General features: G+C 46.6%; 22 protein-coding genes. All 22 read left to right on the top strand.

Annotation, left to right across the window (positions count from 1 at the left end):
• Positions 1 to 6 precede the first annotated feature (6 nt).
• The 22 genes from buk (at position 7) to U6B65_07005 (ending at position 24,955) form a co-directional block, all read left to right on the top strand.
• Positions 7 to 1,068 (top strand): butyrate kinase, encoded by a 1,062-nt coding sequence (buk, locus tag U6B65_07110; GenBank protein WRS28889.1) that lies wholly within the window; start codon positions 7 to 9, stop codon positions 1,066 to 1,068.
• Positions 1,069 to 1,078: 10 nt separating this feature from the next.
• On the top strand, positions 1,079 to 1,993 hold the full coding sequence (locus U6B65_07105; protein WRS28888.1) for a phosphate acyltransferase: 915 nt from the start codon (positions 1,079 to 1,081) through the stop codon (positions 1,991 to 1,993).
• Entirely contained in the window at positions 1,990 to 2,847 is an 858-nt protein-coding gene (locus U6B65_07100) for an alpha/beta hydrolase (protein ID WRS28887.1), read from the top strand. The genes U6B65_07105 and U6B65_07100 overlap by 4 nt, the downstream gene beginning before the upstream one ends.
• Positions 2,848 to 2,871: 24 nt before the next feature.
• A complete protein-coding gene (locus U6B65_07095; GenBank protein ID WRS28886.1) occupies positions 2,872 to 4,101 on the top strand; it encodes a hypothetical protein in 1,230 nt (409 codons plus the stop codon).
• 248 nt (positions 4,102 to 4,349) lie between these two features.
• The gene (gene tnpA / locus U6B65_07090) at positions 4,350 to 4,820 is read left to right on the top strand and encodes an IS200/IS605 family transposase (GenBank protein ID WRS28885.1); all 471 of its coding nucleotides are present in this window, start codon (positions 4,350 to 4,352) and stop codon (positions 4,818 to 4,820) included.
• A gap of 298 nt (positions 4,821 to 5,118) precedes the next feature.
• Positions 5,119 to 5,640, top strand: coding sequence for a YbhB/YbcL family Raf kinase inhibitor-like protein (locus U6B65_07085; GenBank protein ID WRS28884.1), 522 nt, complete (start codon positions 5,119 to 5,121; stop codon positions 5,638 to 5,640).
• 748 nt (positions 5,641 to 6,388) lie between these two features.
• Positions 6,389 to 7,090 carry a FadR/GntR family transcriptional regulator gene (locus U6B65_07080; GenBank protein WRS28883.1) on the top strand — a complete coding sequence of 234 codons (702 nt, stop codon included), beginning with the start codon at positions 6,389 to 6,391 and terminating at the stop codon, positions 7,088 to 7,090.
• A gap of 514 nt (positions 7,091 to 7,604) precedes the next feature.
• The gene (locus tag U6B65_07075) at positions 7,605 to 8,237 is read left to right on the top strand and encodes a hypothetical protein (protein WRS28882.1); all 633 of its coding nucleotides are present in this window, start codon (positions 7,605 to 7,607) and stop codon (positions 8,235 to 8,237) included.
• 128 nt (positions 8,238 to 8,365) lie between these two features.
• Positions 8,366 to 9,595 carry an ABC transporter substrate-binding protein gene (locus U6B65_07070; protein WRS28881.1) on the top strand — a complete coding sequence of 410 codons (1,230 nt, stop codon included), beginning with the start codon at positions 8,366 to 8,368 and terminating at the stop codon, positions 9,593 to 9,595.
• 394 nt (positions 9,596 to 9,989) lie between these two features.
• The gene (locus U6B65_07065) at positions 9,990 to 10,886 is read left to right on the top strand and encodes a branched-chain amino acid ABC transporter permease (GenBank protein WRS28880.1); all 897 of its coding nucleotides are present in this window, start codon (positions 9,990 to 9,992) and stop codon (positions 10,884 to 10,886) included.
• A 10-nt stretch (positions 10,887 to 10,896) separates the two neighbouring features.
• A complete protein-coding gene (locus U6B65_07060) occupies positions 10,897 to 11,919 on the top strand; it encodes a branched-chain amino acid ABC transporter permease (protein WRS28879.1) in 1,023 nt (340 codons plus the stop codon).
• On the top strand, positions 11,916 to 12,674 hold the full coding sequence (locus U6B65_07055) for an ABC transporter ATP-binding protein (GenBank protein ID WRS28878.1): 759 nt from the start codon (positions 11,916 to 11,918) through the stop codon (positions 12,672 to 12,674). Before U6B65_07060 ends, U6B65_07055 begins: the two co-directional genes overlap by 4 nt.
• Positions 12,667 to 13,401, top strand: a complete 735-nt coding sequence (locus tag U6B65_07050; GenBank protein WRS28877.1) for an ABC transporter ATP-binding protein — start codon at positions 12,667 to 12,669, stop codon at positions 13,399 to 13,401. The genes U6B65_07055 and U6B65_07050 overlap by 8 nt, the downstream gene beginning before the upstream one ends.
• A 38-nt stretch (positions 13,402 to 13,439) precedes the next feature.
• Positions 13,440 to 14,480 carry a zinc-binding dehydrogenase gene (locus tag U6B65_07045; GenBank protein WRS28876.1) on the top strand — a complete coding sequence of 347 codons (1,041 nt, stop codon included), beginning with the start codon at positions 13,440 to 13,442 and terminating at the stop codon, positions 14,478 to 14,480.
• 228 nt (positions 14,481 to 14,708) lie between these two features.
• Entirely contained in the window at positions 14,709 to 15,545 is an 837-nt protein-coding gene (locus U6B65_07040; GenBank protein ID WRS28875.1) for a transketolase, read from the top strand.
• A complete protein-coding gene (locus U6B65_07035) occupies positions 15,545 to 16,480 on the top strand; it encodes a transketolase C-terminal domain-containing protein (protein ID WRS28874.1) in 936 nt (311 codons plus the stop codon). Before U6B65_07040 ends, U6B65_07035 begins: the two co-directional genes overlap by 1 nt.
• Positions 16,481 to 16,490: 10 nt before the next feature.
• Positions 16,491 to 17,507, top strand: coding sequence for an alcohol dehydrogenase catalytic domain-containing protein (locus tag U6B65_07030; GenBank protein ID WRS28873.1), 1,017 nt, complete (start codon positions 16,491 to 16,493; stop codon positions 17,505 to 17,507).
• Positions 17,508 to 17,637: 130 nt separating this feature from the next.
• Positions 17,638 to 18,588 carry a sugar phosphate isomerase/epimerase gene (locus U6B65_07025; GenBank protein WRS28872.1) on the top strand — a complete coding sequence of 317 codons (951 nt, stop codon included), beginning with the start codon at positions 17,638 to 17,640 and terminating at the stop codon, positions 18,586 to 18,588.
• 57 nt (positions 18,589 to 18,645) lie between these two features.
• Positions 18,646 to 19,611, top strand: coding sequence for a D-2-hydroxyacid dehydrogenase (locus U6B65_07020; GenBank protein WRS28871.1), 966 nt, complete (start codon positions 18,646 to 18,648; stop codon positions 19,609 to 19,611).
• Between the two features lie 386 nt (positions 19,612 to 19,997).
• Complete coding sequence (locus U6B65_07015) at positions 19,998 to 22,667, top strand: YhgE/Pip domain-containing protein (GenBank protein WRS28870.1); 2,670 nt, start codon at positions 19,998 to 20,000, stop codon at positions 22,665 to 22,667.
• A 53-nt stretch (positions 22,668 to 22,720) separates the two neighbouring features.
• On the top strand, positions 22,721 to 23,314 hold the full coding sequence (locus U6B65_07010; protein ID WRS28869.1) for a TetR/AcrR family transcriptional regulator: 594 nt from the start codon (positions 22,721 to 22,723) through the stop codon (positions 23,312 to 23,314).
• Positions 23,315 to 23,725: 411 nt separating this feature from the next.
• A complete protein-coding gene (locus U6B65_07005; GenBank protein WRS28868.1) occupies positions 23,726 to 24,955 on the top strand; it encodes an alanine--glyoxylate aminotransferase family protein in 1,230 nt (409 codons plus the stop codon).
• The last annotated feature ends 12 nt before the right edge of the window (positions 24,956 to 24,967 follow it).

Below are 24,967 nucleotides of genomic sequence, written 5' to 3'. Positions count from 1 at the left end.
GATTGAATGATTCTGTTTGTAATTAACATAGGCGCCTCCTCCACAAAGCTGGCCGTTTATTTGGGTGAGCAGGAGCTGACTACCCAGACCATCAGGCACCCCAGCCAAGAACTGAAAGATATTGACGGCCTGTGGAACCAGCTGGATTACCGGCGTAGGGCGGTCGAACAGTTTTTGCAAAAGAGCGGCTTCTCGCTGACAGACTTTGCAGCGATTGTCTCCAGAGGCCCTGTTGTAAAGCCTTTGAAATCAGGCACCTATGAAATCAATGAAGCAATGCTGCAAGATGCTAAAAGCGGTAAATATGGTATGCACCCATGCGGGCTGGGCTGTCAAATCGCATATGATATTGCAAAACAGCATAACATACCGGCCTTTACAGTAGACCCACCGTGCGTGGATGAAATGATTGATGTGGCCAGAATTACAGGGCTGCCCCAAATTGAGCGAGTGAGCTTTTTTCAAGCTCTTAACCACAAGGCAAAGGGGCGGGAATATGCGAAAAGCATTGGCAGAACCTACGAGCAGCTCAATCTGGTCATCACGCACTTGGGCAGTGGTATCTCGGTTGCCTCACATGAGCACGGAAGAGTGATCGATGTGACCAATGGCTTGCATGGGGATAGCCCCTTCGGCTTTGATCGTGTTGGAACCCTTCCCGCCAAAGCATGGGCAGAGTTTTGCATCAAAAATAAGCTCACCTTGGAGGAGCTAAAGGAAATCATCAATGGCGGCGGGGGAACACAGGCTCACTTAAACGCAAACAATGCCATTGAAATTGAAACCATGATTCAAAACGGAGATACTCACGCTGAGCTGATTTTTAGAGCCATGGCATTTCAGGTTGGAAAAGGGATCGGAGCGGCTGCGGCGGCCTTGAGCGGCAAGCCCGACGCCATCATCATCACCGGCGGTCTTGCTCATTCAACACGGTTTATGGGACATATAAAGCCGATGGTGGAGTGGATGGCGCCTTTGTATGTAAACCCGGATGACAACGAAGTGCGTTCCTTGGCCCAAGGTGCAGCTCGTGCCTTGGAACAGACAAATTTAATCAAGCAGTATTAAGGAGCACACGATGAATACCATAGCAGAAATCAGAACAAAAGTGACACAGGATAAATTAAGAACCATTGCGATTGCCGGTGTCACCTATGAAGAATTAAGTATTGTTTCACAGGTAATAAAGGAGAATCTTGCAAAGTTCATATTGGTAGGCGATCAAGCCGAGATAAAGCGGTTCATAGAATCGGATTTTCCCGACCTCAGCAACATTCCGGTATACCATGCTGATAGCGCCGGTCAGGCTCCCCAATTGGTTATGGACCTGATTCGGGAGCAGGCTGCGGAGATTCCCATGAAAGGTCAGGTACATACCGGCACCTTTGTCAAGGCGATTCTGAAGCCTGAAAACGGATTTTTTGATCACGGAAGGCTAAGCCAGATCACCATGTTTGACGGATACAACGACGATTTGCAGTTTTTAACGGATTGTGCCGTCAACATTGAGCTGACGTTGGAGGTAAAGCTGGACTTGATTAAAAATGCGGTGCGTTCGGCGCAGTTGTTCGGAAAGCGGGAACCGAAGGTAGCCTTGCTGGGTGCGGTGGAAATCGTAAACCCCAAAATGCAGGATACCATGGATAGCGCTATCCTGACCCAGATGAACCGGCGTGGCCAAATTGGCGGCTGTGTTGTGGATGGCCCCCTCAGCCTGGACAATGCCATCTCGCAACTCTTTGCAGCCATCAAGGATATAGACAGCCCCGTTGCGGGAAAAGCCGACATCCTTGTGGCCTCATCCCTCAATGAGGCAAATACTCTGAGCAAAAGCATCATCCATTACGCTAAAAAAGATGCCTGCTCTATTATTGCCGGAACCAAGAGACCGGTTATCATGACCTCACGGACCGATACCCAGCAAAATAAAATCAATACGATTGCAACAGCCTGCTATATGCTGGAGCAGCAATCGAAAAAGGGTACGCTATGATCGGATACCAAAAGCTAAAAAATATAGTTTACACAACAACAGCCTATGAGCACCACACGGCGGATGTCTATTTGCCGGAGGGTGCCGAAGATTCTCCCCTTGTGATAGCGGTTCACGGTGGAGCCTTTCAAGCTGGCTCTAAAGAGATGTATGCGGATTGGGGGCCCTATCTGGCCAGCCGTGGCATAGCGGTGATGGCGGTTAATTATACGCTGGCAACACCCTCCCGTCCCTCCTATCCGCTCATTATAAGCGAAATGGATGCCGCCATTAATTTTGCTGTCCAAAACGCAGGCAGCTGGAAGATTGATCCGCTAAAGCTTGGCTTTATGGGGGATTCCGCAGGGGCCTATTTGGGCGCTATGGCCGCTTTTGGCAATGAGCGTTCCAGCGCTAAGATCAAGTTTGTGGTGTGCGCCTACGGTGTGATGGACATTGTCGATTGGGCACATTATACCAATGCCACCCGCACGGATTTTGTCATAAACAAAATGTTCGGGTGTGATCCCCATACCGGAAAAGCGCTCTACCAGCAGGCCTCTCCGGTTTGCTGCATCCACGAAGCGGTAAGAAGCCCTCTGTTTGATACCTCCTTTTTCATGATATGGGGGAAAGCAGACGAAATCGTTCTGCCGGAAAAACAGACGGTGGCATTTATCAATCTGCTGAAAAAGCTGAATATTCCTCACGAAACCTATGCCGTACCGAATGTGGGACATTTTTGGTTTACCAAAAACGACAGTGAGCCGGAGAACGGCATGAACTCCATTTTAAAAGACGATGTGGCGCCCCGGGTTGCCCAGTATATTACGGACACAACATGCAAAGTAAAAAAAACAGACCCCAATGCGTAAAATAAGGAAAGGCAGGAAGATACAATGGGCTTTAGAGAAGAAGGAAAATGGTGGGTTGCACCTGCAAACTATGAGGCGGAGGCGATCAAAACACTGAATTTTCCCGAGAAAATTCAAATTTTAGATACCACTTTGCGGGATGGCGAACAGCAGGCCGGTATCGTTTTCACCAAAGAAGATAAAATCGAACTGGCAAAAAAAATTGATGCCTTGGGCGTACATAAAATAGAGCTTGGAACGCCGGCTGCATCCAAAGAGGACGAGGATGCAATACGTGCAATTACCAAACTCGGCCTGAAGGCCAAAACCTATGCCTTTGTCCGCAATGTTCTCTCTGATATTGAGTTGGCAAAGGACTGCGGTGTGGACGGCGTGCTGGCGGAGGTTCCGGGAAGCAATCACTTGATCAAGGGCGGTATGGGCTGGACGGTAGAAAAAGCCATTGCCGCTGCTGCGAAGGCCACTGCACGCGCTCATGAGTTGGGGCTGCTTGTTACATTCTTCCCGGCGGACAGCTCAAGAGCAGACCTTGACTTTCTGTTGAACACACTTCAGGGCATTTTGGATGCCGGCGGACACATGGATGCCATTACCCTTGTGGATACCTTTGGCGCATTTTCTCCCGAGGGTGCCGCCTATACTGTGAAAAAGCTGAAAGAAAAATTCCAACGACCCATCGAGGCTCACTTCCACGAGGATTTCGGCATGAGCGTTGCCACCACTCTGGCGGCTCTGGCGGCCGGCGCGGAGGTGGCTCATGTTACGGTGAACGGCATTGGAGAAAGAGCGGGAAACTGCCCCATTGAGCCGCTTGTACTTTCTTTAAATGCTCTGTATGGAATTGACTGTGGAGTGAAGTGCGAACAGCTTCTTGAGGTTTCAAGGGAAGTTTCCGATCGTGCAAAATTCCCCATTCCCACGACAAAGTCCGTTGTGGGAACCCGCTTGTTTGGCTGGGAAACTGGAATGCCGGTTGGCTTATGGAAAAATGCAAGAGAAATTGATCCACTGATTATGCTGCCTTACCATTGGAATATGACCGGGCAAAATATTCCGAAGGTATACATGGGCAAAAAAAGCGGAAACGCCAACATTGATATTTGGTGCGAAGATTATGGCTATGAGATTTCAGAAGAAAATAAGAAAGAGCTTCTTCAGGAGGTCAAAGCAACTGCCATCAGCCTGAAGAGAGATATTACGGTTCAGGAATTTGAGAAATTGCTCTTAGAATGCGGCGGATACAAGAAACAATAACTTATGCCGATTCGGATGCATTTTCTGCATCCGCTATAGAGGCAACACCTTGAACCGACACAACCCAATATATGAAGTCCAAAAAAGGGCGCAGGCTATTGAAGAGACTGCGCCCTTTTTGCGTTGCTTAAGAACCACCGGCTTTGCCGGTGGAGAAAGACCTTATAGGTATGGACAAGAAAAAAGCTCCCCGATATATTAAAAGTTAAGGTCTGCCAACCTAACTAAAAAATCGAGGAGGTCTTTAAATGAAAGACATAAACAGTTTAGAACATACCAAGTGGAGATGTCAATACCACGTAGTATTTGCACCAAAATACAGGAGACAAGTAATATATCGGGAAATTAAAGCAGACATAGGGTTTATCCTAAGGAAATTGTGTGATCAAAAAGGGGTAGAAATTATAGAAGCGAACGCATGCCCAGATCACATCCATATGCTAATCAGTATACCACCAAAGTTTAGTGTATCGCAGATAATGGGGTATCTAAAAGGGAAGAGCAGCTTAATGATATTCGACCGTCATGCAAATTTGAAGTACAAATATGGAAATAGGCATTTCTGGGCAAGAGGGTATTATGTGGATACAGTAGGGCGGAATAAAAAGCAGATACAGGAGTATATCAAAAAGCAATTGGAGGAAGATGAGCTATCCGATCAGATGAGTCTCAAGGAGTACACTGACCCGTTTACGGGTAGCAAGAACACCAAGGCATAAAAACGTACCCCTTTAGGGGTTGCCCGAGAAAGCAATGCGGATGGCAGATCTTTCGGGACCCCTTTAGGGGTACTGTCTGTATTGTGCCCTTCTAGGGCTTATTCAAGCCTCCGGCTTAGCCGGAGGTTTTGACTGTATGGTAAAATAGAAGCAGACGAAGAGCATTGAATCCATTTTAAGCTAATTAAAATTTTACACAGCCCAATGTGGATCGTGATGCATCCAATTGAAGGATGAACTGCGCCTATTATGTGATTTTTGACGCAAAGAAAATGAGAACAATGTGAGGCGAAGGAGTATGAAACAATTAAAAATTGATTTTCCGGCTTTCAAAGAAGGGGATTGGATCCCATTGGAATATACCGCAAGAGGAAAGGACATTTCCCCTGAGATTCATATAACGGAAGTGAATGAACGTGCTATTTCTATAGCAATTACGCTAGATGATGTGTCCCATCCTTTCTTCAAAAACTATAATCATTGGCTTATTTGGAACTTACCAATTCTAACGGTTATTCCCAAAGCTATACCGAAGGGTGACCCCAATGGAAGCCTTGTTGGCGCAATGCAAGGCTTAGCGTATGGAAAGCATTGCTACAAAGGGCCTAAACCACCATTTAAAATGATACACCACTATACTTTTACAGTTTTTATATTAGACACCCGATTAGTGTTACCCACAAAATCCCAACGGGAAGACTTCTTTCGAGCAGCTGAGGGGCACATTTTGCAAAGAGCGGCTTATACAGGTAAGTTTCAAAGCCATAGAAAACCACCAGAAGCCTTGGCTGGTGGACAGTTCAATTCCACTACAAAATAGTGGGCTTGACATCTTAATACAGCGGCGCGGGCAAACCCAAGTTATGTATGAGGGTTCGAACCCATACACGATTTTTGTTTTATCTATGCTAAAATCAAGAAAAATACGCGTTATTTATAATAGGTGAAATAAATGAAAATTAAAACTAAGCGCTTACTAATGCTGCTGTTGCTATTAATAGGGATTGTTTGGAACTGTTTATGCATATTCAATATAATTCCACTTAACCTTTTTATTGTTTCAGCTGTGGCAATCGTTGGTTACTCATTTATAATAAACTTCAAACCCCTGCTTTTTTCTGGCATCACTCACACAAGAGAAAAATCAACATACATACATGACCTCACAAAGGGAGAAAAACAAATATCTTATGCGGCCATTTGCCTCGCACTTGTATGGATAGTAACTCTAATTGCCTGTATTGTGTACCCATCTTAATAGCTCGGTATGAGCATAGGCGGAAAAATCATAATTATTTTGAGCATCGTTTCATCCATCAAGCAGCGATTGCGCAGTTTAAACAACAAACTACATTCAATTTTGGCATAAAAACAGTTCGCGCCTTTATAAATTGGAGATTTCCCCAATCAAGATCAAAACAATTCATGCATTCACATGAATCGAATAAAAACGCATTGATTTTTAAATAATTTTTGTTAATATAGATATTAGACATACGACATCACATGTATTGTTACTGCGTAAGCTTAATTATAAATAAAAAATAAATGAAATCGGGGACCCCTGTATGTTTGAATCCGTCATTGAAAACGAAAAGTCACTTACTGAGAGAGTGGCTGACCAAATTATACAAAGGATTCTTAGCCAGAATTTAATGATAGGTGAAAAGCTGCCCAATGAATTTGAACTTGCAGATGATTTAAAAGTGGGCAGAGGCACAATCCGTGAGTCTGTAAAGCTGCTGGTATCCCGCAATATTTTGGAAATCCGGCGGGGAAAAGGTACTTTTGTCTCTCAGGCTCCTGGCATTGTCGATGACCCTCTGGGGCTGGCGTTTTACAAAGACAAATACAAGCTGGCTATTGATCTTTTACAAATACGCTGTATTTTGGAGCCAGAAATTGCTGCTGTAGCCGCTCAAAATGCACAGCCTGAAGAAATAGAAGCTCTGCGCCTGAAATGCATTGAAATAGAGCAATTGGTGGATGATGCCGAAGATTATATTCAACAAGATGCCGCCTTTCATACCAGCATTGCACAAATGACAAGAAATTTGGTCATGCCAAACCTCATTCCAATTATTCACACCGGTATTGAGCTGTTTAATGTTTTTCCGTATGAAGTGGAACGAAAAGAAGCCATCAGTGTCCACCGTGAGATTGTGGAAGCCATTGCAGCACGAGACCCCAAACAAGCTTGTGAAGCCATGATCAAACATCTCAGTTACAACATTCGCAATATGGAGGGTTTGGGCAACCGGTATAAATAACAAGCTTATAAAACGATACGCCATGAAACGTACAATCATTGGTTTGCATACAGTTTTCTTATGAATTTGATGAAGTGTAACAAGATTGACTGCGGTTGAAATTCGCAATAGATACGCATTCTCCTCACACCATTTCATTTTAAGTAAGCTGAGTAAACCAGTGATGTTTTTTTAACAAAGACATCCTACGTCATATGTAATATGAGGACAGGAGCTCTGGAAAGGGACAGCAATGGCAGCGGTGCTAACAAAGGCATTTGCATTTATAGCCGTAATTTTATTGGGGTATTTCTTGAAGTGCTTACACTTCTTTGCAAAAGATGATTATAAGCTGGTTTCTAAAATCATGCTGGATATTACACTTCCTGCCGCTCTTATTACCAGCTTCTCCAATGCTTCAATCGATCTTTCGATGCTGGCTGTCATTTTGCTGGGGATAGCTTCAAACCTGATTATGGTGCTGTGGGGGTATTTTGCTTCCCGGGGGAAGGAAGACAGTGAGAAAGCATTTTGTATGCTGCATTATTCCGGCTACAATATCGGGGCATTTTCACTGCCTTTTGTTCAAAATTTCTTTGGCGCATCCGCTGTGGTTGTCATTAGCATGTTTAATATGGGCAGTAGCATGATGACCGCAGGAGGAACAAATGCCATTGTAGCTGCTGTTTCCGATTCTCCAGAGAAGGAAAGTGGGTTTAAGGCCTTTAAAAAAATGTTTTCTACGCTGGCATTCAATATTTGTATTTTGTTGCTGATCTTATCTCTCACAGGCATTCGCCTTCCAAGCTTTGTCCTTTCAGCTGCTTCTCTGGTGGGAAGTGCAAACGGGTTTTTATCAATGCTTGCTATTGGCATGATGCTGGAGGTGAATTTTGATACAAAACGTATTGGGCAGGCGGCTAAAACATTGGGAGCAAGATATCTTTCTGCCACTGTATTTTCCCTTTTGATTTATTTTTGTCTTCCTTTCTCTTTAGAAATACGCCAGGTGTTGACCTTGGCAGTTTTTTCACCGGTTTCGGCTTTGGCACCGGCCTTTATAGAAAAGAACAAAGGGGATGTAGCACTTTCAAGCGTTACAAGTTCTCTTTCTATTTTGGTCAGTATTCCAATCATGCTCTTATTGCTTATACTCAATGAACTTTAAAGTAAAGATGCGCAAGGGTAGAAAAATTTCATTCAGCGTGGAGGCTGGTATATTACTTTGTTATTGATCGGGTTTTATGGAGCCCGAGAAATAAAAAATATGCGACATGAAAAGGAAAGAGGGAAAAAATGAAGAAAACCAGAATTATCGCATTTGTTATGGCAATGGCATTGGTTGCGTTCACCGGTTGTTCCACCACTCCTCCTGCAGCTCCTTCCAGCACATCCCCAGCTCCTGAAAACAGCAAACCCGCAGAAGCTTCTTCTGCACCGGCCACATCAAAAGAGTTTGATGGCACTGTTACGTTTGGTGTTGTAGCACCAGTTACAGGCACCAACAAAATGGTGGGCGAGTATGTAGTCAATGGCGCCAAGCTTGCAGTGGAAGATATTAATGCAGCTGGCGGTATTCTTGGCAAAGAGCTGAAGATTGTTGTTGAAGATGAGGTTGACAATTTGCAGGCCTCTGTTAATGCAATGGTCAAAATCATGAATTACCCCGAGGTGGTTGCTTTCTTCGGCTCAACCTATTCGGGAAACTGCATTGCAGCTTCTCCCAATGTGCTGGAGAAAAAAATCCCTATGTTTGCAGGCGGTTCCTCCGCAAACATTCCGAAAGAAAACAACCCTTACATATGGCAGGTACGTATGACAGATGACCAGTCGGGTGTATTGCTTGCAAAAGCGGCGACAGAAAGCCTGAAAATGAAAAATCCTGCCATTCTCTATTCCACCGAGAGCTTTGGAACAGGCCTTAAAGATCAGACACTTGCGGCACTCAAAGACATTGGCATTGATGTTTCAGAAAACAACCAGTATGGATTTGTAGTGGACGAAAAGAATTTTACCCCCATGATTACACAAATTCAAAATTCGGATGTTGACGGCCTGATTGCAATTGGCCATCAGATGCCTGCCGCCGTTATCTGCCAGCAGGTTGATGCCGCTGGGCTTGATATTCCTCTGCTGGGCTCTTCCTCTTGGGCTTCTGCTGTCTGCCGTGAAAATGCTGGCTCCACTTCCGATGGTTGGTATGCTGTGGCCGATTGGACAGTTGAGGTTGCCACGGAAGAAGGCCGAAAATTCGGTACCAACTATAAGACCGTTTACAATGCCTATTCGGATATGCCCGCTGTAACCACCTATGACTCTATGATGCTCTTTAAGGAAGCTTGCGAAATTGCCGGAACAACCACTGACAAAGAAGCAATTAACAATGCGCTGAAAGAAATCAAGGATTATAAAGGTGCGATGTCTACCTACACCTATGCAGATAATCACTGCTTCAGCACCAGCCAGTTCCTCACCCATAATGAGGAAGGGCGTGCGGTTATGATTGATACTGTTAAGACCAGATAGCACTAAGAATATGACCTAAAACAGAACCCAAAAGATTGGTTTGTTGATGAAAAAGGGATACACGCGGTTCGCTTACCGCCTGTATCCCGAAATATCCGGCTTTCGCCGCAGCTTCTGAAGCTGCCCGAAAAACAATCGGCAGCCGGCTTACATAGAAAGAATGCAGATTTCTTGTCTGATATGCAGGCCGCTTCCCGATTCATACAAGGAAAATCTGAATCGCTGCAGACTCAAAGCAGTGTTTGCGGCTAACCGCATGAAGGCTTTTGATTGCAGATGCCTCATCGCCGCAGGGATAAAACACAAGCCATACTGTTTCCATACCGGACAGTTTTTATAGTATAAGCCAAAAGGCAATGAAGCTTTTGTAATTTTGATTATATGGGGTGATGCAATGAATCTGAATACAATGATCTCATTGACAATTAACGGTTTTGCAATGGGTATGATCTACGCCTTGATGGCAATGGGTCTAATCCTTTTAATTCGTGCCATCGGCGTCATGAATTTTGCGCAGGGTGATTTGCTCATGTTTGGTGCCTTCATCACTTGTGCACTGACTGTGGATTTAAAACTGCCCCTTTGGGCGCTGATTCCAATAGCCCTGGTGATTTTTAGCGTAGTTGGCGTGGTGTTTATGTTCACCGTTTACTGGCCGCTGCGCAATGCAACCTATCCCACTGCTACCGTTATTTCTACCATGGGTGCCGCCATGGTGCTCAAAGAGATAGCAACGCTTATCTGGGGAAGCCTGCCACGTTCTATGCCTCCTCTCATGAAAAATCCAACAACGGGAAAGGCCGCTATTCTGAAATTTAACGGAGTGACCCTCCAATGGCAGTTTGTATTGACCATTCTGGTGGGTATCGTTCTCATTACGCTGGTGTTTATTCTTTTTGAAAAGCTCTATGCGGGGCGGATGATGCAGGCAGCCGCACAGGATAAATATGCCGCAGAGCTGCTGGGAATCCCCACGATTCTGACGACGGCGGCAACCTATATCATAGTGGTAACCCTTGCCTCGGTAGGCGGCTATATGATTGCCCCTATTTTTATGGTGAGCAACACGCTGGGGTCGCTCCAGCTGCGGGCTTTTGCGGGAGTGGTCATCGGGGGCTTCGGTAATATCAAGGGGGCGATTCTTGGATCCATTCTGATTGGGCTTGTGGAATCTTACAGCACTGTTCAGTTCTCGCAATATAAAGATGCAGTGGTTTTTCTGGTGCTGATTGCTGTTTTGCTTATTCGACCGCAAGGATTGTTTGGTGAAAAAGTTGCTGATAAGGCGTGAGGTGAAAAGCGTGAAAAAAAGAAAAATACAGTTAAAGACCTCGACCTGCCTGGTCTTTCTTGCGGCAGCCATATTTGTTGCAGTGGTTCCGGCAGTGAACGAAGGCTATTCTATGATGGTGCTCAATCTGGGTCTTATCTATGCCATTGCCACCTACGGCTTATCGGTCATGCTGGGTCTTGGCGGCCAGCTTTCTTTTGCGGCTGTTGCGTTTATGGGTGTGGGTGCCTATCTGACTGCCAACCTGTGTTCCGGTCGGCATGGCTTTTGGGTTGGCACTTCTCTGACATTGCTCATTACGCTGCTTGTTTCGGCGGCGCTGGCTTATTTCGTTGGATTAATATTGTTCCGCCTGAGTGGCACTTACTTCACCTTTGCAACCATCGGGCTTGTGCAGGTTGCGTGGTCCTTTTATCTCAGCTATAAACCTCTGTTTGGAGGGCCGGACGGAATCTCAAACATTGCGTCTCTGCGTATCTTTGGGTGGACTCCTGCCAACTACAACGAGTGGTTTTTTGTTCTGGCGGGGATTGTATTGGTCGTGGCGCTGCTGGTGGAGCGCATTCGCCGCTCTCAGCTTGGACGCTCGCTTTCCGCTATCCGGGACAATGAAATTGCAGCGCAGACGCTGGGCATCCATGTGTATAAAACAAAGGTGATTGCCTTTACCATTGCAGGCGTGCTGGCGGCCCTTGCAGGTGCACTTTACGCCATGCACAGCCAGTTTGTTTCTTCCGACATGTTTACCTTTGAGCGGGCTACCTCCTATATCATTATGGCAATGCTTGGTGGTGTTAACAATACGGCCGGTATCTTTGTAGGCTCGGTGCTGGTAACCATGCTGCCCGAATGGCTTAGGGGCATGCAGAAATATTTGCAGCTTATTTATGGAATCGGCGTTATTCTGCTGATGATCTTTATGCCCATGGGGCTTGCCGGGCTAACCTCCAATATTGGAAAATCCATTAAAAGAAAACTATTCCCCAAAGCGCCCCAAGCGGATAAAAGGGCTAAGGAGGATGCAAAAGCATGAATCCAATATTAAGGCTGGATAAAGTATGCAAATGTTTTGGAGGCGTATGTGCGGCTGATGATGTTACATTTTCGGTGCTTCCGGGGGAGGTGCACGGTCTGATTGGCCCCAATGGTGCAGGCAAAAGCACGCTGATGAACCTGATCAGCGGAATTTACACACCGGATAGCGGCTCACTTTTTCTGGATGAGAAGGATATTTCTTCTGTTCCCTCTTATATGAGAGCCCGCTTGGGGATTGGGCGAACCTTTCAAACGCCTCGTTTTTTACAGCGTTCGAGCATTAGAGACAATCTGCTTCTGGGAACTGATCTGGCCAATCAGTTTGGCTATCTGAAAAGCTATTTTGGTAAAAAGGGAGCCGATTTTGAACATGAACTCAGCGATCTGATGCGTTTCACCGATTTTACCTTTGATTGGGATGACGACATCAATGCACTGGCTTATGGGCAGAGAAAGCAGCTGGAAATTGTAAGGTCTCTGCTCACGCACCCAAAAGTCATGCTGGTGGATGAGCCGGCGGCAGGCCTGAATAACAAGGAAATTGACGATGTCATGGCACTGCTTAACTATGCGGCAAAGGAATGCGGAATCGGGGTGCTGCTTATTGAGCATTCGATGGATATGATTATGAATATCTGTGAGGATATTGTGGTGCTCTGCTTTGGAAAGGTCATTGCAACGGGCGGGCCTGCTCAGGTTTCCTCCAATCAGGCTGTTATTGAGGCTTATCTGGGGAGGGATATGGATGCTTAAGATTACAGATCTGCACGCCTATTATGGCCCTATCGAGGCTCTTAAGGGAATCGACATGACCGTTGAAAAAGGTAAGATCACCTGCTTGATCGGTTCCAACGGTGCAGGCAAAACCACACTCCTTAAATCGATTTCTGGGATGATCCGGCGCACCGGCTCGATTATGGTTCACGAAAAAGGCGAAATTATCGATAAGAGGCCCCGGTACATTGCCAATAACCGCATTATCCATGTGCCAGAAGGGCGTCACATCTTCCCAGGGCTTTCGGTACGCAACAATCTCGAGACAGGCACTGTTAACTGGCATGGCTTTTTTGGCCGACAGCCTTATCAAAAGGAACTGGATGAAGTCTACGAGCTTTTTCCCCGCCTTTTGGAAAGAAAGGATCAGCTTGGCTGGAGCCTTTCAGGGGGCGAACAGCAAATGCTTGCCATCGGGCGTGCGCTTATGGCCCGGCCTCGGGTTCTTATGCTTGATGAGCCTTCCATGGGGCTTGCGCCTATTGTTGTTGCAGAGCTGTTTGAGAAAATCGTTCAAATTAATAAAACACAGAATATGCCGATTTTGCTGGTGGAGCAGAATGCAAAGCTTGCCTTGCAGATTTCCCACTATGCTTATATTATCGATGGCGGCAAAGTGATTCTCAGCGGGCCTTCCTCAGAGCTGAGGAACGATCCACGGGTGATCGAGGCTTATCTTGGCAAATTCGCAAAAAATAATTGTTAAGGAGGAAACCGCACCTGATTTTTCAGATGTGAAGAAATATGAAAGCATTAGTAAAATATGCAGCCGGCCCCGGTAATATGGAAATCCGAGATATTCCAGAGCCTGCGGCACAGGCTGGTCAGATCAAAATCAAAGTGAGCGAGGCAGGCATCTGCGGTTCAGACCTGCATATCTTTCACAGTGACATTGCCATTCCGGTCAATCCCTCGGTGGTTACCGGCCATGAGTTTTCAGGTGAAATTGCGGAGCTGGGCGAGGGTGTCACCGGGTTTTCGGTGGGGGACCGGGTTGTTTCTGAAACAGCTTACCACTATTGCGGCGTGTGCGATTATTGCCGTGAGGGCTTTTATAACCTGTGTGTGGAGCGCAAAACATTGGGATACTGGTATAACGGCATCTTTGCGGATTATACCGTGGTGCCGGCAGGCCGTGTGCATAAAATTCCCGACAACGTATCCGATACCGCCGCTGCTATGTGTGAGCCCCTGGCCTGTGTGTGCCACGCCGTTTATGATCTGTGCAAAATTGTTCCCGGTGATTTGGTGCTGGTTTCAGGCCCCGGTGCCATCGGCCTGATGGCTATGCAGGTTGCCAAGGCCCATGGTGCAACCGTGGTCATGAGCGGAACCGATATCGATGCGCCTCGCCTGGAAATGGCAAAACAGCTGGGTGCAGACTATACAGTGAACATCCAGCAGGAAAGTCTTGCCGACGTTATCAATGGCCTTTCCGGAAACTATGGCGCGGATGTTGTGCTGGAGTGCTCAGGAGCAGCACCTGCTGTAAACAGTGCACTCAATCTAATGAAGAAGCGAGGCTACTTTACTCAAATTGGGCTTCCCGGTAAAAAGATTGAGTTTGATATTGAAAAGGTTTGCTACAAGGAGCTGCATTTCTCCGGTTCTTTGGGATCACGGAATCATAGCTGGCGTACAGCCCTCAAACTGCTGAGTGAAGGGAAAGTCACCCTTGAGCCGCTGGCGGATACAAAGCTGCCTCTTACCGAGTGGGAAACAGCATTCGACCGCTTTGAGAAAAAACAAGGCTGCAAATTCTTCCTGCTGCCAATGGGCAAATAATACAAGGTCAGACTGTAGACAGAACTACCTTTAGCTTGAAGACCTTATGGTTTTGATGCGTAATTCTTCTGCAGTCGAATTGACTTCGACGCAGGGATCCCACTTTTTGCGCCGGATCGGCGCAATCCGGGGGGAATATGGGGGGCATTGGATGCCCCCCATAAAGGGTGTAGACTTTTGTCTACACCCTCAATACAAGGTATTACATATTTTTAAGGAGGCCTTTCCATGAATTTATCTGTAGCCAAAAGGGATGAATTGAACGCACTTTGCAAGAAATTTCGTATCGATCTGATCGAAGTGCTTCATTCCATCCAGACCGGTCACCCCGGTGGGTCGTTATCGGTGTGTGAAATTCTAACTGCGCTCTATTTTGAAAAGGCAAAGGTAGATCCCCAGAACCCACTTTGGGAAAATAGAGATCGCATTGTGCTGACTAAAGGACACGCCGCCCCCATGCTTTATCGGGTGCTGGCGGAAAAAGGTTTCTTCCCTGTGGAAGAGATGAAAACACTGCGCCAGCTTAACAGCCGCCTGCAAGGTCACCCCTGCGCACTGGAAACCCCGGGGGTGGAGCTTTCCACCGGCCCACTCGGCATTGGCCTTTCGGCTTGTGTTGGTATGGCACTGGGTCTAAAGCTTTCCGGTATTGAGGATGCCACTGTCTATGCCATTTTGGGTGACGGTGAGCTCAATGAAGGCACTGTATGGGAAGCCTGTATGGCTGCTGCTAAGTTTAAGACCGACAATTTAATTGCCATTCTGGATCACAACCATGTACAGCTTGACGGCACCTCCGATGAGATTATGCCGATGGGGAATGTAGCCGCTAAGTTTGAAGCATTTGGCTTTGAAGTGTTCTCTTGCAATGGGCATGATGTGGAAGAGCTTTGCAGCACCATTGATCAAGCAAAAGCCGTAAAAGGCAAACCGTCTATCATCCTTGCAGAAACAGTTAAGGGCAAGGGAATCTCCTTTATGGAAGGCAAAAACATCTGGCACGGAAAACCGATTAGTGATGAGGAATATAAGCTTGCAATGGCAGAACTGAGGGGTGAAAAATAATGGGAAAAGCAATTAGAGATGTTTATGGCGAAGCGCTTGTGAAGTATGGAAGAGAGAATAAAAATGTGGTTGTGCTGGATGCGGATGTTTGTTCCTCCACAAAATCCGGGTTGTTTGCCGCAGCGATCCCCGAGCGGTTCTTTAACGTTGGAATCGCAGAGGCAGATATGGTGGGGATTGCAGCGGGTCTTGCCACCACAGGGAAGATTCCTTTTGTCAATACCTTTGCTGTGTTTCTCGCTTCCATCGGATTGATTGGAGCACGGGCATTTGGTTCCTATTCCAAGCTGAACGTTAAATTTATGGGTGCTTACGGCGGTATTTCCGATGCGTATGATGGCCCGAGCCATCATTCATTAGAAGATATTGCCATTATGCGTGCCCTGCCCAATTTTCAGGTGTTTGTAGCTGCGGATGAATACCAGACCGACTGGCTGGTTAAAAACGCAATTGAGGTCGATGCACCCATGTATATCCGCCTTTCCAGAGATGCTACCCCCACTGTTTACAGCGCTGACACAAAGTTTGAAACCGGAAAAGGCATGATTTTGCGTGAGGGCAAGGATGCGACCATCATCGCCTGTGGTGTAATGGTGGGTCAGGCCGTTGCTGCGGCAGAGGAGCTGGCCAAAAAGGGCATTGAAGTGCGTGTGGTGGATATGTTCAGCATTAAGCCCATAGACCGGGAGCTGATTCTGGAATCCGCTGCCAAAACCGGAGCCATTGTAACCGCAGAAGAGCACAATATTATCGGTGGATTGGGTGGGGCAGTAGCCGAAGTTTTATCCGCAGGCGGTGCAAATGCAGTGCAGGAGTTTATAGGTCTACAGGATCTTCATGCGGAATGTGGCTCTTATAACGAGCTGCTGACTAAATATGGTTTGGATGTTCCAGCAGTAATTGCTGCGGTAGAAAAAGCCATAGCGAGAAAGTGAGCCGTTCATTATGAAAAAAGCAATTTTTACAGGCCCTTATGCCATTGAATTTCAGGATGCCGAAATGCCGTCTATCCAAGCCAATGAAGTGCTTCTAAAAGTTGTAAGCATCGGTATATGCGGCTCGGATATTCAGATGTACCATGGCCTGCATAAATATATGACCTATCCGGTGATCCCCGGCCACGAGGTGGCGGCGGTTATTGAAAAGGTGGGCTCCGCTGTTTCCCAGTTTCGGGTGGGTCAGCGTGTCACTGTAGAGCCTCAGATCGTGTGTCATAAATGCTATCCTTGCGAGACCGGCCGTTTTAATGTCTGCGAAAATCTGAGAGTGAAAGGCGTTCATGCAGATGGATTTGCAGCAGAATATGTGGCGGTGGAAGAGAGCTATCTGCACTTATGCCCGGATAACATGGATTTCGATCTGATTACCTTGGTTGAGCCGCTGGCCGTGGGAATTGGCTCTGTTAAGCGGTCAAACTATAAGGGAGCAAGCGTTGCGGTTATTGGAGCGGGAACCATTGGGAACCTGACTGCACAAGCCGCACAGGCCCTGGGTGCAGCAAAAGTTCTGATTACCGATATTTTGGATCAAAAGCTGGAATATGCGAAAGCCTGCGGGATTGAGCACTGCATCAATACAAAGGAAATTGGGCTGAAAAAGGCAATTGAAGATACTTTCCATGCACAAAAGGCAGATGTTATTATTGACTGTGCAGCCACCAAGGGTTCCTTTATGGCGGCGTTGGAGGCCAGCCGGAACAACTCGCAAATTATCATTACGGGCAACTATAAGGCACCTGTTGAGTTCGAAATGCCCACCATTCAACGCCGGGAGGTCTCTCTTGTTGGGCACATGATGTATGTCCGAGAAGATTTTGCAGATGCTATCCGCTTTTTGGCCGCGGGCAGCGTCAAAGTCCAAGATTTTGTTACCCAGCGTTATCCCTTTGAAGAATTCGACGATGCATTTAAGTTTATTGATCAGCACCCCAATGATGTTATGAAGACTTTGGTCATGATATAATAACCGCAAAGCGGTTATTATACCTCATTTTAATGGCCCGCCTGACGGCGATGGCCAATTATATCATAACGCTTCGCTTTTATGATATAAGAAAGTACTTTCAACCCTTTTCAGAAAGGAAGAGTATACAATGAAAGATTCAATACATAAGTATTTTCAGGTTGGCACAATTCAGTGGATGAGCCATCCGCCGGCAAACTATAGCTTGCTGGATTCCCTTAAAACCATTGCTTGTGATGACTTTTTTGATGCGGTAGAAATCACACAAATCAAGGACGATGCTACCCGTGAAGCCACCAAAAAGCTGCTGGAGCAGTCACACTTAAAGGTTTGCTATGGTGCACAGCCTCGGCTGCTTGGCACCGGGCTGAACCCCAATGATTTGGATGAAGAGGGTCGAGCTAAGGCAGAGGCCACGTTGATTGAAGCGGTGGACGAAGCCGAATACCTTGGTGCCAAAGGTATCGCCTTTCTTGCTGGCAAGTGGAAGCCGGAAAGCAAGGATCAGGCATATGCCCAGCTGCTGAAAACCACGCGGGCTGTCTGTGATTATGCCAAGACCAAGGGCATGATTGTTGAGCTGGAAGTATTCGATTTCGATATGGATAAGGCAGTGCTCATTGGCCCAGCGCCTTATGCGGCACAGTTTGCAGCGGATATGCGCACCACACATAACAACTTTGGCCTGATGGTGGATCTTTCGCATTTTCCAACCACCTATGAGAAGTCTCAGTTCGTGATTCGCACGCTGCGCCCATACATTACCCATTTCCATATTGGCAATGCAGTGGTCAAACCCGATTGCGAAGCGTATGGCGACCAGCACCCCCGTTTTGGATATCCCAACAGTGCCAACGATACCCCCGAACTGCTGGATTTCTTCCGTGTGCTTAAGGAAGAAGGCTTCTTTAATGCACAAAATCCCTATGTGCTCTCTATAGAAGTGAAGCCTTGGAAAGATGAAGACGGTGATATTATTCTGGCCGCCACCAAGCGGGTAATCAACCGTGCATGGTCGTTGCTCGAAGACGAATGCGGCCGATACAATAGGCAAAACTGTTGCAGCCTTGAAGGGCTGTAAGGAATGGAATTCACACGGTGTAATCACATCGTATCCCATAAAAACGGGAGGAAAAGTATGAAGATTGTAATTCTGGATGGATATACAGAAAACCCCGGCGATTTAAGCTGGGAAGGCTTCGAAAAGCTTGGTGAACTGACGGTTTATGACCGTACTCCTCTTTCGGATGAGGCGGAAATACTTTCTCGAATCGGTGATGCAGAAATCGTGATCACCAATAAGACACCCCTTTCCGCCAAGGTGATCAGCAGTGCACCCAATATTAAATACATTGGTGTTTTGGCAACCGGCTATAACGTTGTGGATACTGCTGCGGCAAAAGAGCATGGTATTGCAGTGACCAACATTCCCACTTATGGCACTGCCGCTGTGGGACAGTTTGCCATTGCGCTGCTGCTGGAGATATGCCACCACATTGGGCACCACAACGCCGCTGTCAAGAAGGGCCGCTGGACAGCAAGCCCTGACTTCTGTTTCTGGGATTATCCGTTGATTGAGCTTGCCGGCAAGACAATGGGAATCATCGGCTTTGGCAGAATCGGGCAGTGCACCGGACAGATTGCCAAAGCAATGGGCATGAAAGTGCTGGCCTATGATGAATATCCCAACGATACAGGGCGTGCAATTGCAGAATACGTTTCTCTTGATGAGCTTTATGCACAATCGGATGTGATTTCTCTGCATTGCCCGCTGTTCCCAAGCACAGAAGGAATGATTAATAGAAAGAGCATCGCCCAAATGAAAGATGGTGTAATTATCCTCAACAATTCCCGAGGCCCTTTGATTGTGGAAGCAGATCTGGCAGCTGCTCTTGAGGGCGGCAAGGTGTATGCCGCCGGTCTGGATGTTGTTTCATCTGAGCCAATTCAGGCAGATAATGTTTTGCTTGCACAGCCTAACTGCATTATTACCCCCCATATTTCTTGGGCACCTAAAGAGTCCCGTTCCCGCTTGATGGATATTGCTGTGGATAATCTGAACCAGTTTCTCGCAGGCACCCCGGTGAACGTTGTAAACAAGTAAGCCTTTTCACAATAAAAAGGAACCAAAAATAGACAAAGCGATCCTTGGGCTGCAACAGTGGCTCAAGGGTCGCTTTGTTTATGAAGTTGCAGGTTGTGCTGATTACCAAGGGATAGGCTTGAATCGATAAACCTGCCTGCACGAATAATTCGAGCCTCGTTCTTGCATGATTGCAAAGAAGCAGACTTTCTTTCATTGCAAAATTCAGGAGACTTTGCAAAAATATCTTTTGACAATCAGTCAGTTTTAGTTGTTATGTAGAAATAGGAGTGGAATAACCAAAAACAGTGGAAATTCAGTATTGACTTATAGTCAGTCAGTGATAAAATTAGAGCTGTTGTTTCAATTAATCATCATCATCTCCAAAGAGAAAGGGATTGGGCACAATGGTTTCAAACATCCTGAAGATTCTCCGGGCGGACTGGAAAAAAACTTTTCATAGCGGCATCACGATCTTTTTATTGTGTGCGCTGGTCATCTTACCGTCCCTCTATGCATGGGTCAATATCAAAGCATCTTGGGATCCTTATGGCAATACAGGGAATATAAAAATTGGCGTGGTTAACGAAGATTCAGGCTCCAAAATTTTTTCCACCAAAGTTACAGCCGGCAAAACCGTGATAGAAAATCTGGAAGACAATGATAAGTTCAACTGGGTATTTTATGAGAATCGTGCGGATGCGATCAAGGATACCGAGAATGGAAATATCTATGCCTCTATTATTATTCCCGCTGATTTTTCAGAAAAGCTCTGTACTTTGGTTGATGAGCAGCCACAAAAACCGGAGCTGCAATACTTTGTCAATTATAAGCTGAACGCCATTGCGCCTAAAATGACCGATGCAGGTGTAAATGCCATTAAAAATGAGATTACCCAGTCGGTGGTTGAAACCGCAGTAGAAAAGGTGTTCACAAAGCTAGGGGAAGCTGTAACCGACAGCGAGGGCAACACCATTGACCTGAAGCGGGTGCAGCTTGCCCTGCATGCGCTTAACGACCACATGCCCGTAGTAAATGACCGCTTGGATATTTTGCAGGATGATATCAACGAATATATAACCGGAATCGAACAAAAGCAGCAGGATTTAAACCAGCTGCGTGAAACCTTGAACCGGTCTTCCGACTTTGCAAACAATGTCAGCAATGATTTGCCCAAGGTGAGCCAGCGAATAAAAGACTTGCGCAAAGCGGAAGAGGAGCTGGTCAATAATATTACCACTCTCAGCCGCAACACCAGCAATCTGCTGGATGAGCTGGATGACGTTGGGGATGATATTGCATCCGCCGGCAGTCAGATTAGTTCCCCTTTAAATGATCTGCAAAACAGCCTGAAGGATCTTACACAGATACAATCCGGCTTTGGCAAAGGTGCAGCTGTCGAAATCTCTAAGCAAGTAACAGAAATGACAAAGCCTATGGGTGAGATGGCAGCGCTCTGTGCAACTTTTGCCCAAACAGGTGATATGGCCTCTGTAAGCACATTTGCCGCAGAGTTTAGCACAAAAGCTGCCAAAGTGCAGGCCGCTGCGGTAGAAATGGAAAACCTTAAAACCAAGGTCATTGCCCTGCATCAGGAGCTGGATAATGCTGTGCAGTTTGCTATCGCTGCAGCTAAAAGCTCTCCTGATAATGAAAAGGTTCCCGAATCGGCCATTCGCCAGCTGGAAAAGCTGCAGGGCACATTGGATGCTTATTACCAAAAAAGCACAGAGCTTTTTATAGGGCTGGAAGCACTCTCAACACAACTGGCAGCCGATATGCAGGCCACAGGCGCCAGCTTACAGGATTTGCAGTCAGGCGGAAGTCTTGATGATGTAAAAGGCAATGCTTTGAGTGTGGCAAAAGATATTAAGGCCATCAACAATGCTTTTACCGAGATTATGAGCCAAATCAGTGATATAGACAAACAAAGCTCCTCTGCGCTGTCAACGGCTTTGTCCAAATTCGGTAAAATGTTGGGTAGCACTAAAACCTTGCTGGATTCTGTCACCAGCCTGCCCGATAACGATAAGCTGAACCGTACGAAACGCAGTCTGGATAATACCCTTGATAGCGTAAAACAGCTTAACGGTGTTATTTTGGAGGATTATGACCAGCGCACCGATACTGTGGTGAGTTATATTGATGATTCGGCACAGCTTGCCTCCGATCTTTCATGGTCATTGGATTATTTGCAGAGATCCACTAAAAACCTTGATAAGCTGCTGGATTTTGCCGAAGAAAAGGGGAGCTGGGCCACAGAAGATCTGCAAAAGATAAAAGACCGCTGGCCAGATGCTGCGGAAAAGGTAGAAAATCTTTCGAATGAGCTGGATGATATTGACGAGGAAATTGGCCTTGATCGTTTGGTGGATATGATGAACAATCCACCGGAAGTGGAAGGCGACTTTTTCTCTGAACCGGTAGAGGTTAACACCAATGAGCTGTTTCCCTCTGAAAACTATGGCGCTTCATTAACACCGTTTTATACAACACTTTGCTTGTGGATTGGCGCTACTATTTTGTGTGCAGTGCTTTCCACTAAAAGCAATAATGTGCCGGGGCTTCCTCCTCGGCATCAATATATGGGCAAATATTTAGAGTTTATTTTGCTGGGGAGCTTGCAGGGACTTTTGGTGGCATTGGGCAATATTTTTCTGCTTCGGGTGTCTATGGATCAACCCCTGCTGTTTACAATGTTGTGCATTTTTGCTAGCATAGTATTCGGAACCATTATTTATACACTGGTATCCTTATTTTCTTATATTGGAAAAGGTCTGGCCATTGTTTTGTTGGTGATTCAAATTGGCGGATCGGGAGGCACCTTTCCCATACAGGTTACACCGGGCTTTTTTCAGGCTATACATACCGTTATTCCCTTTACATTCTCTGTTAACGCAATGCGGGAGGCCATGTTTGGTGTGAATTACGGTGCGCTGCAACAGGATATCTTTGCACTTGGCGGGTACTTTGTGCTGTTTTGTTGCTTGGGATTGCTGCTTCAGAATATATGCAGCAAAAAATTAGATCCTATCTGGGATGGCTTTCATCATTCCGGCATGTGTGAGCATGGATAAAGAGGGATGCAGGCATCTGCGCATTCTGAAAATTTTTGGTGGGAGGGTTCTTCGTGCGTATCAGCAAGGCATTGGATGAGCGGAAGGAAGAATTTATTACCGTTGCAGAAAAAATGTTTTTGGAATACGGTATTTCCGATACCTCTGTTAGCCGCATTGTAAAAGAAATGGGTGTGGCACAAGGGCTGTTTTATTATTATTTTAAATCCAAAGATGAAGTGATTGAAGCGGTCATTGATAAAAACATTACTGGATTTGAGCAGCAGCTCAAAGAACTTGCCGCTCAGGAAACAGTGGATTTTTCGCGGCAGTTTGAAGAATTTATCGGGATTTATTACATCGCTTACGAAGAATTGCGGCGCAAGTTTCAGGGCAAGAATTCCAAACATATTCTCGAGTTATTCAATCATCGTTTTCGCAAAAAGGTAGGCTCCGTTACAAGCGAGATTCTTTTGCAGATTATCCAGCGGGGTATTCATCAGGGCAAAGTAAGACTAAAGCACCCTAAGCGCACCATTCAGATCGTAGTGGGCGGTGTGGGGGATTTGGTATTGGACTATGGATTTCATGACCGTATGGTGTTGGAAGAGATTTTGCGCCATACTTTAGGTATTGTTGAACCACAATGTAGAGAATCGCTGGATTGATTTGAAATACACAAATAGACAAGGATGAATATTGCGCTTTTGCAGAGCCTTATTATTCCGGCGGTGTTTTGCAGGGTAATAAACCCTTCAGTAGGTAAAAAGATTGTTATGACCTTTGTTTTTTGATGGGCCTTTCCTTGCATCTGAACAGGATTACCGACACACAAAAAAGCTCTGGAATGCTTTGCTGAAACGGCAAAACACTCCGGAGCTTTTCTCATTTTCTTTTGTTGCACCAAAGTGTGCATATCGCCTACTTTTGATTGCAAAAAAATAGGCGGTTCATACGTTGCGCAAACGGGTAAAAGGATATATCGTTTATTAGTATAGATAGATATTTCAGAGTTGCAGGCTACCCCCCATTTCAATGGGCACTGTGACCCCGCAATACAGCAGAAAGGAAGTAGTCATATGTTATTTCAAGAAATTAATCCTTCGCCCCGCACTTTGATGACACCGGGGCCGGTGGAAACCGATCCCAGAGTGCTCAGAGCCATGTCCGCTCACATTCTGGGGCAGTTTGATCCTGAATTTTTGGCGCTTATGGCAGAAACACAGGAAATGGAGCGCCTTGTTTTTCAAACCAGCAATCCCCAGACCTTTTTGGTGGATTCCACTTCCAGAGGCGGTCTGGAAACAGTTCTGACAGCGGCAATCTGCCCGGGCGATAAGGTGCTGATTCCCGCATTCGGCCGGTTCGGCTACCTGCTGGCCGAAATTTTGGAGCGGTGCGGCGCCGATATTACCCTGCTGGAGCGGGAATGGGGCACGGTGTTCACCCCCGAGGAAGTTGAAGAGGCACTTAAAAAACACAGCTACAAAGCGGTTGCCATCATCCATGGCGAAACCTCTACCTCCATGATGCAGCCATTGGAGGAAATCGGGCAAATCTGCAAGCGTTATGGCGCCTTGCTGCTGGTGGATGTTGTTGCAACCCTTGGTGGAGCCGAGGTGAAGGTGGATCAGTGGCAGATAGACGGGTGCGTTGCCGGTACACAAAAATGCATTTCTGCACCCTCCGGTTCGGCACTGGTTACATACAATGCCGCCATTGAAAAAATCATCGCCCAGCGCAAACAGGTGGAAAAGGGAATTCGCACCGAGGCGGATACAGCCGCCAAGCTTGCGCCTATTCCCAGCAATTATCTGGATTTGGCTCAGTTGCAGGATTATTGGGGGCCCCGCCACCTCAACCACCATACCGAGGCCACCAGCATGCAGTATGCCGTTCACGAAGCACTGCGCTGTATTGTGACCGAAGGGCTGGAGGCGCGTTTGGCTCGCCACAAGCGCAACGATGAGGCTCTCAGCGCTGGGCTGACCGCCATGGGGCTGGATATTTTTGGCAATGTTCAGCATAAAATGCCGGTGGTTACAGCCATTGTCATTCCCCAAGGCGCAAGCGGCCCGGCTATCCGTGGGCAGCTTTTGCAGGATTTCGGCATCGAAATTGCCACTTCCTTCGGCCCCTTGGATGGGAAAATCCTGCGTATCGGCAATATGGGCTATTCCAGCCAGAAACGCAATATTCTGCTTCTTTTGGGTGCGCTGGAAGCCGTGCTGCTCCAAAATGGCTGCAAAATCCCGGCAGGAGAAGCAGTGGCCGCCGCCTTGGCGGTATACGCCGCCCAAAAGCAATAAAGCCATTTTGCA

Source organism: Oscillospiraceae bacterium MB08-C2-2, assembly GCA_035621215.1.
In the GTDB taxonomy this organism is placed as follows: Bacteria; Bacillota; Clostridia; order Oscillospirales; family Ruminococcaceae; genus WRAV01.
The sequence above is the reverse complement of the archived record's forward strand: the minus strand, read 5'-3'. Positions and strand labels throughout refer to the sequence as shown.

Excerpts from the sequence above, each read along its gene's own strand:
- buk (WRS28889.1), top strand. The coding sequence starts at position 7 with ATGATTCTGTTTGTAATTAACATAGGCGCCTCCTCCACAAAGCTGGCC.
- U6B65_07050 (WRS28877.1), top strand. The coding sequence starts at position 12,667 with ATGCTTAAGATTACAGATCTGCACGCCTATTATGGCCCTATCGAGGCT.
- U6B65_07065 (WRS28880.1), top strand. The coding sequence starts at position 9,990 with ATGAATCTGAATACAATGATCTCATTGACAATTAACGGTTTTGCAATG.
- U6B65_07035 (WRS28874.1), top strand. The coding sequence starts at position 15,545 with ATGGGAAAAGCAATTAGAGATGTTTATGGCGAAGCGCTTGTGAAGTAT.
- U6B65_07030 (WRS28873.1), top strand. The coding sequence starts at position 16,491 with ATGAAAAAAGCAATTTTTACAGGCCCTTATGCCATTGAATTTCAGGAT.
- U6B65_07055 (WRS28878.1), top strand. The coding sequence starts at position 11,916 with ATGAATCCAATATTAAGGCTGGATAAAGTATGCAAATGTTTTGGAGGC.
- U6B65_07095 (WRS28886.1), top strand. The coding sequence starts at position 2,872 with ATGGGCTTTAGAGAAGAAGGAAAATGGTGGGTTGCACCTGCAAACTAT.
- U6B65_07045 (WRS28876.1), top strand. The coding sequence starts at position 13,440 with ATGAAAGCATTAGTAAAATATGCAGCCGGCCCCGGTAATATGGAAATC.
- U6B65_07020 (WRS28871.1), top strand. The coding sequence starts at position 18,646 with ATGAAGATTGTAATTCTGGATGGATATACAGAAAACCCCGGCGATTTA.
- U6B65_07075 (WRS28882.1), top strand. The coding sequence starts at position 7,605 with ATGCTGCATTATTCCGGCTACAATATCGGGGCATTTTCACTGCCTTTT.
- U6B65_07015 (WRS28870.1), top strand. The coding sequence starts at position 19,998 with ATGGTTTCAAACATCCTGAAGATTCTCCGGGCGGACTGGAAAAAAACT.
- U6B65_07005 (WRS28868.1), top strand. The coding sequence starts at position 23,726 with ATGTTATTTCAAGAAATTAATCCTTCGCCCCGCACTTTGATGACACCG.
- U6B65_07040 (WRS28875.1), top strand. The coding sequence starts at position 14,709 with ATGAATTTATCTGTAGCCAAAAGGGATGAATTGAACGCACTTTGCAAG.
- U6B65_07085 (WRS28884.1), top strand. The coding sequence starts at position 5,119 with ATGAAACAATTAAAAATTGATTTTCCGGCTTTCAAAGAAGGGGATTGG.
- U6B65_07105 (WRS28888.1), top strand. The coding sequence starts at position 1,079 with ATGAATACCATAGCAGAAATCAGAACAAAAGTGACACAGGATAAATTA.
- U6B65_07025 (WRS28872.1), top strand. The coding sequence starts at position 17,638 with ATGAAAGATTCAATACATAAGTATTTTCAGGTTGGCACAATTCAGTGG.
- tnpA (WRS28885.1), top strand. The coding sequence starts at position 4,350 with ATGAAAGACATAAACAGTTTAGAACATACCAAGTGGAGATGTCAATAC.
- U6B65_07070 (WRS28881.1), top strand. The coding sequence starts at position 8,366 with ATGAAGAAAACCAGAATTATCGCATTTGTTATGGCAATGGCATTGGTT.
- U6B65_07080 (WRS28883.1), top strand. The coding sequence starts at position 6,389 with ATGTTTGAATCCGTCATTGAAAACGAAAAGTCACTTACTGAGAGAGTG.
- U6B65_07100 (WRS28887.1), top strand. The coding sequence starts at position 1,990 with ATGATCGGATACCAAAAGCTAAAAAATATAGTTTACACAACAACAGCC.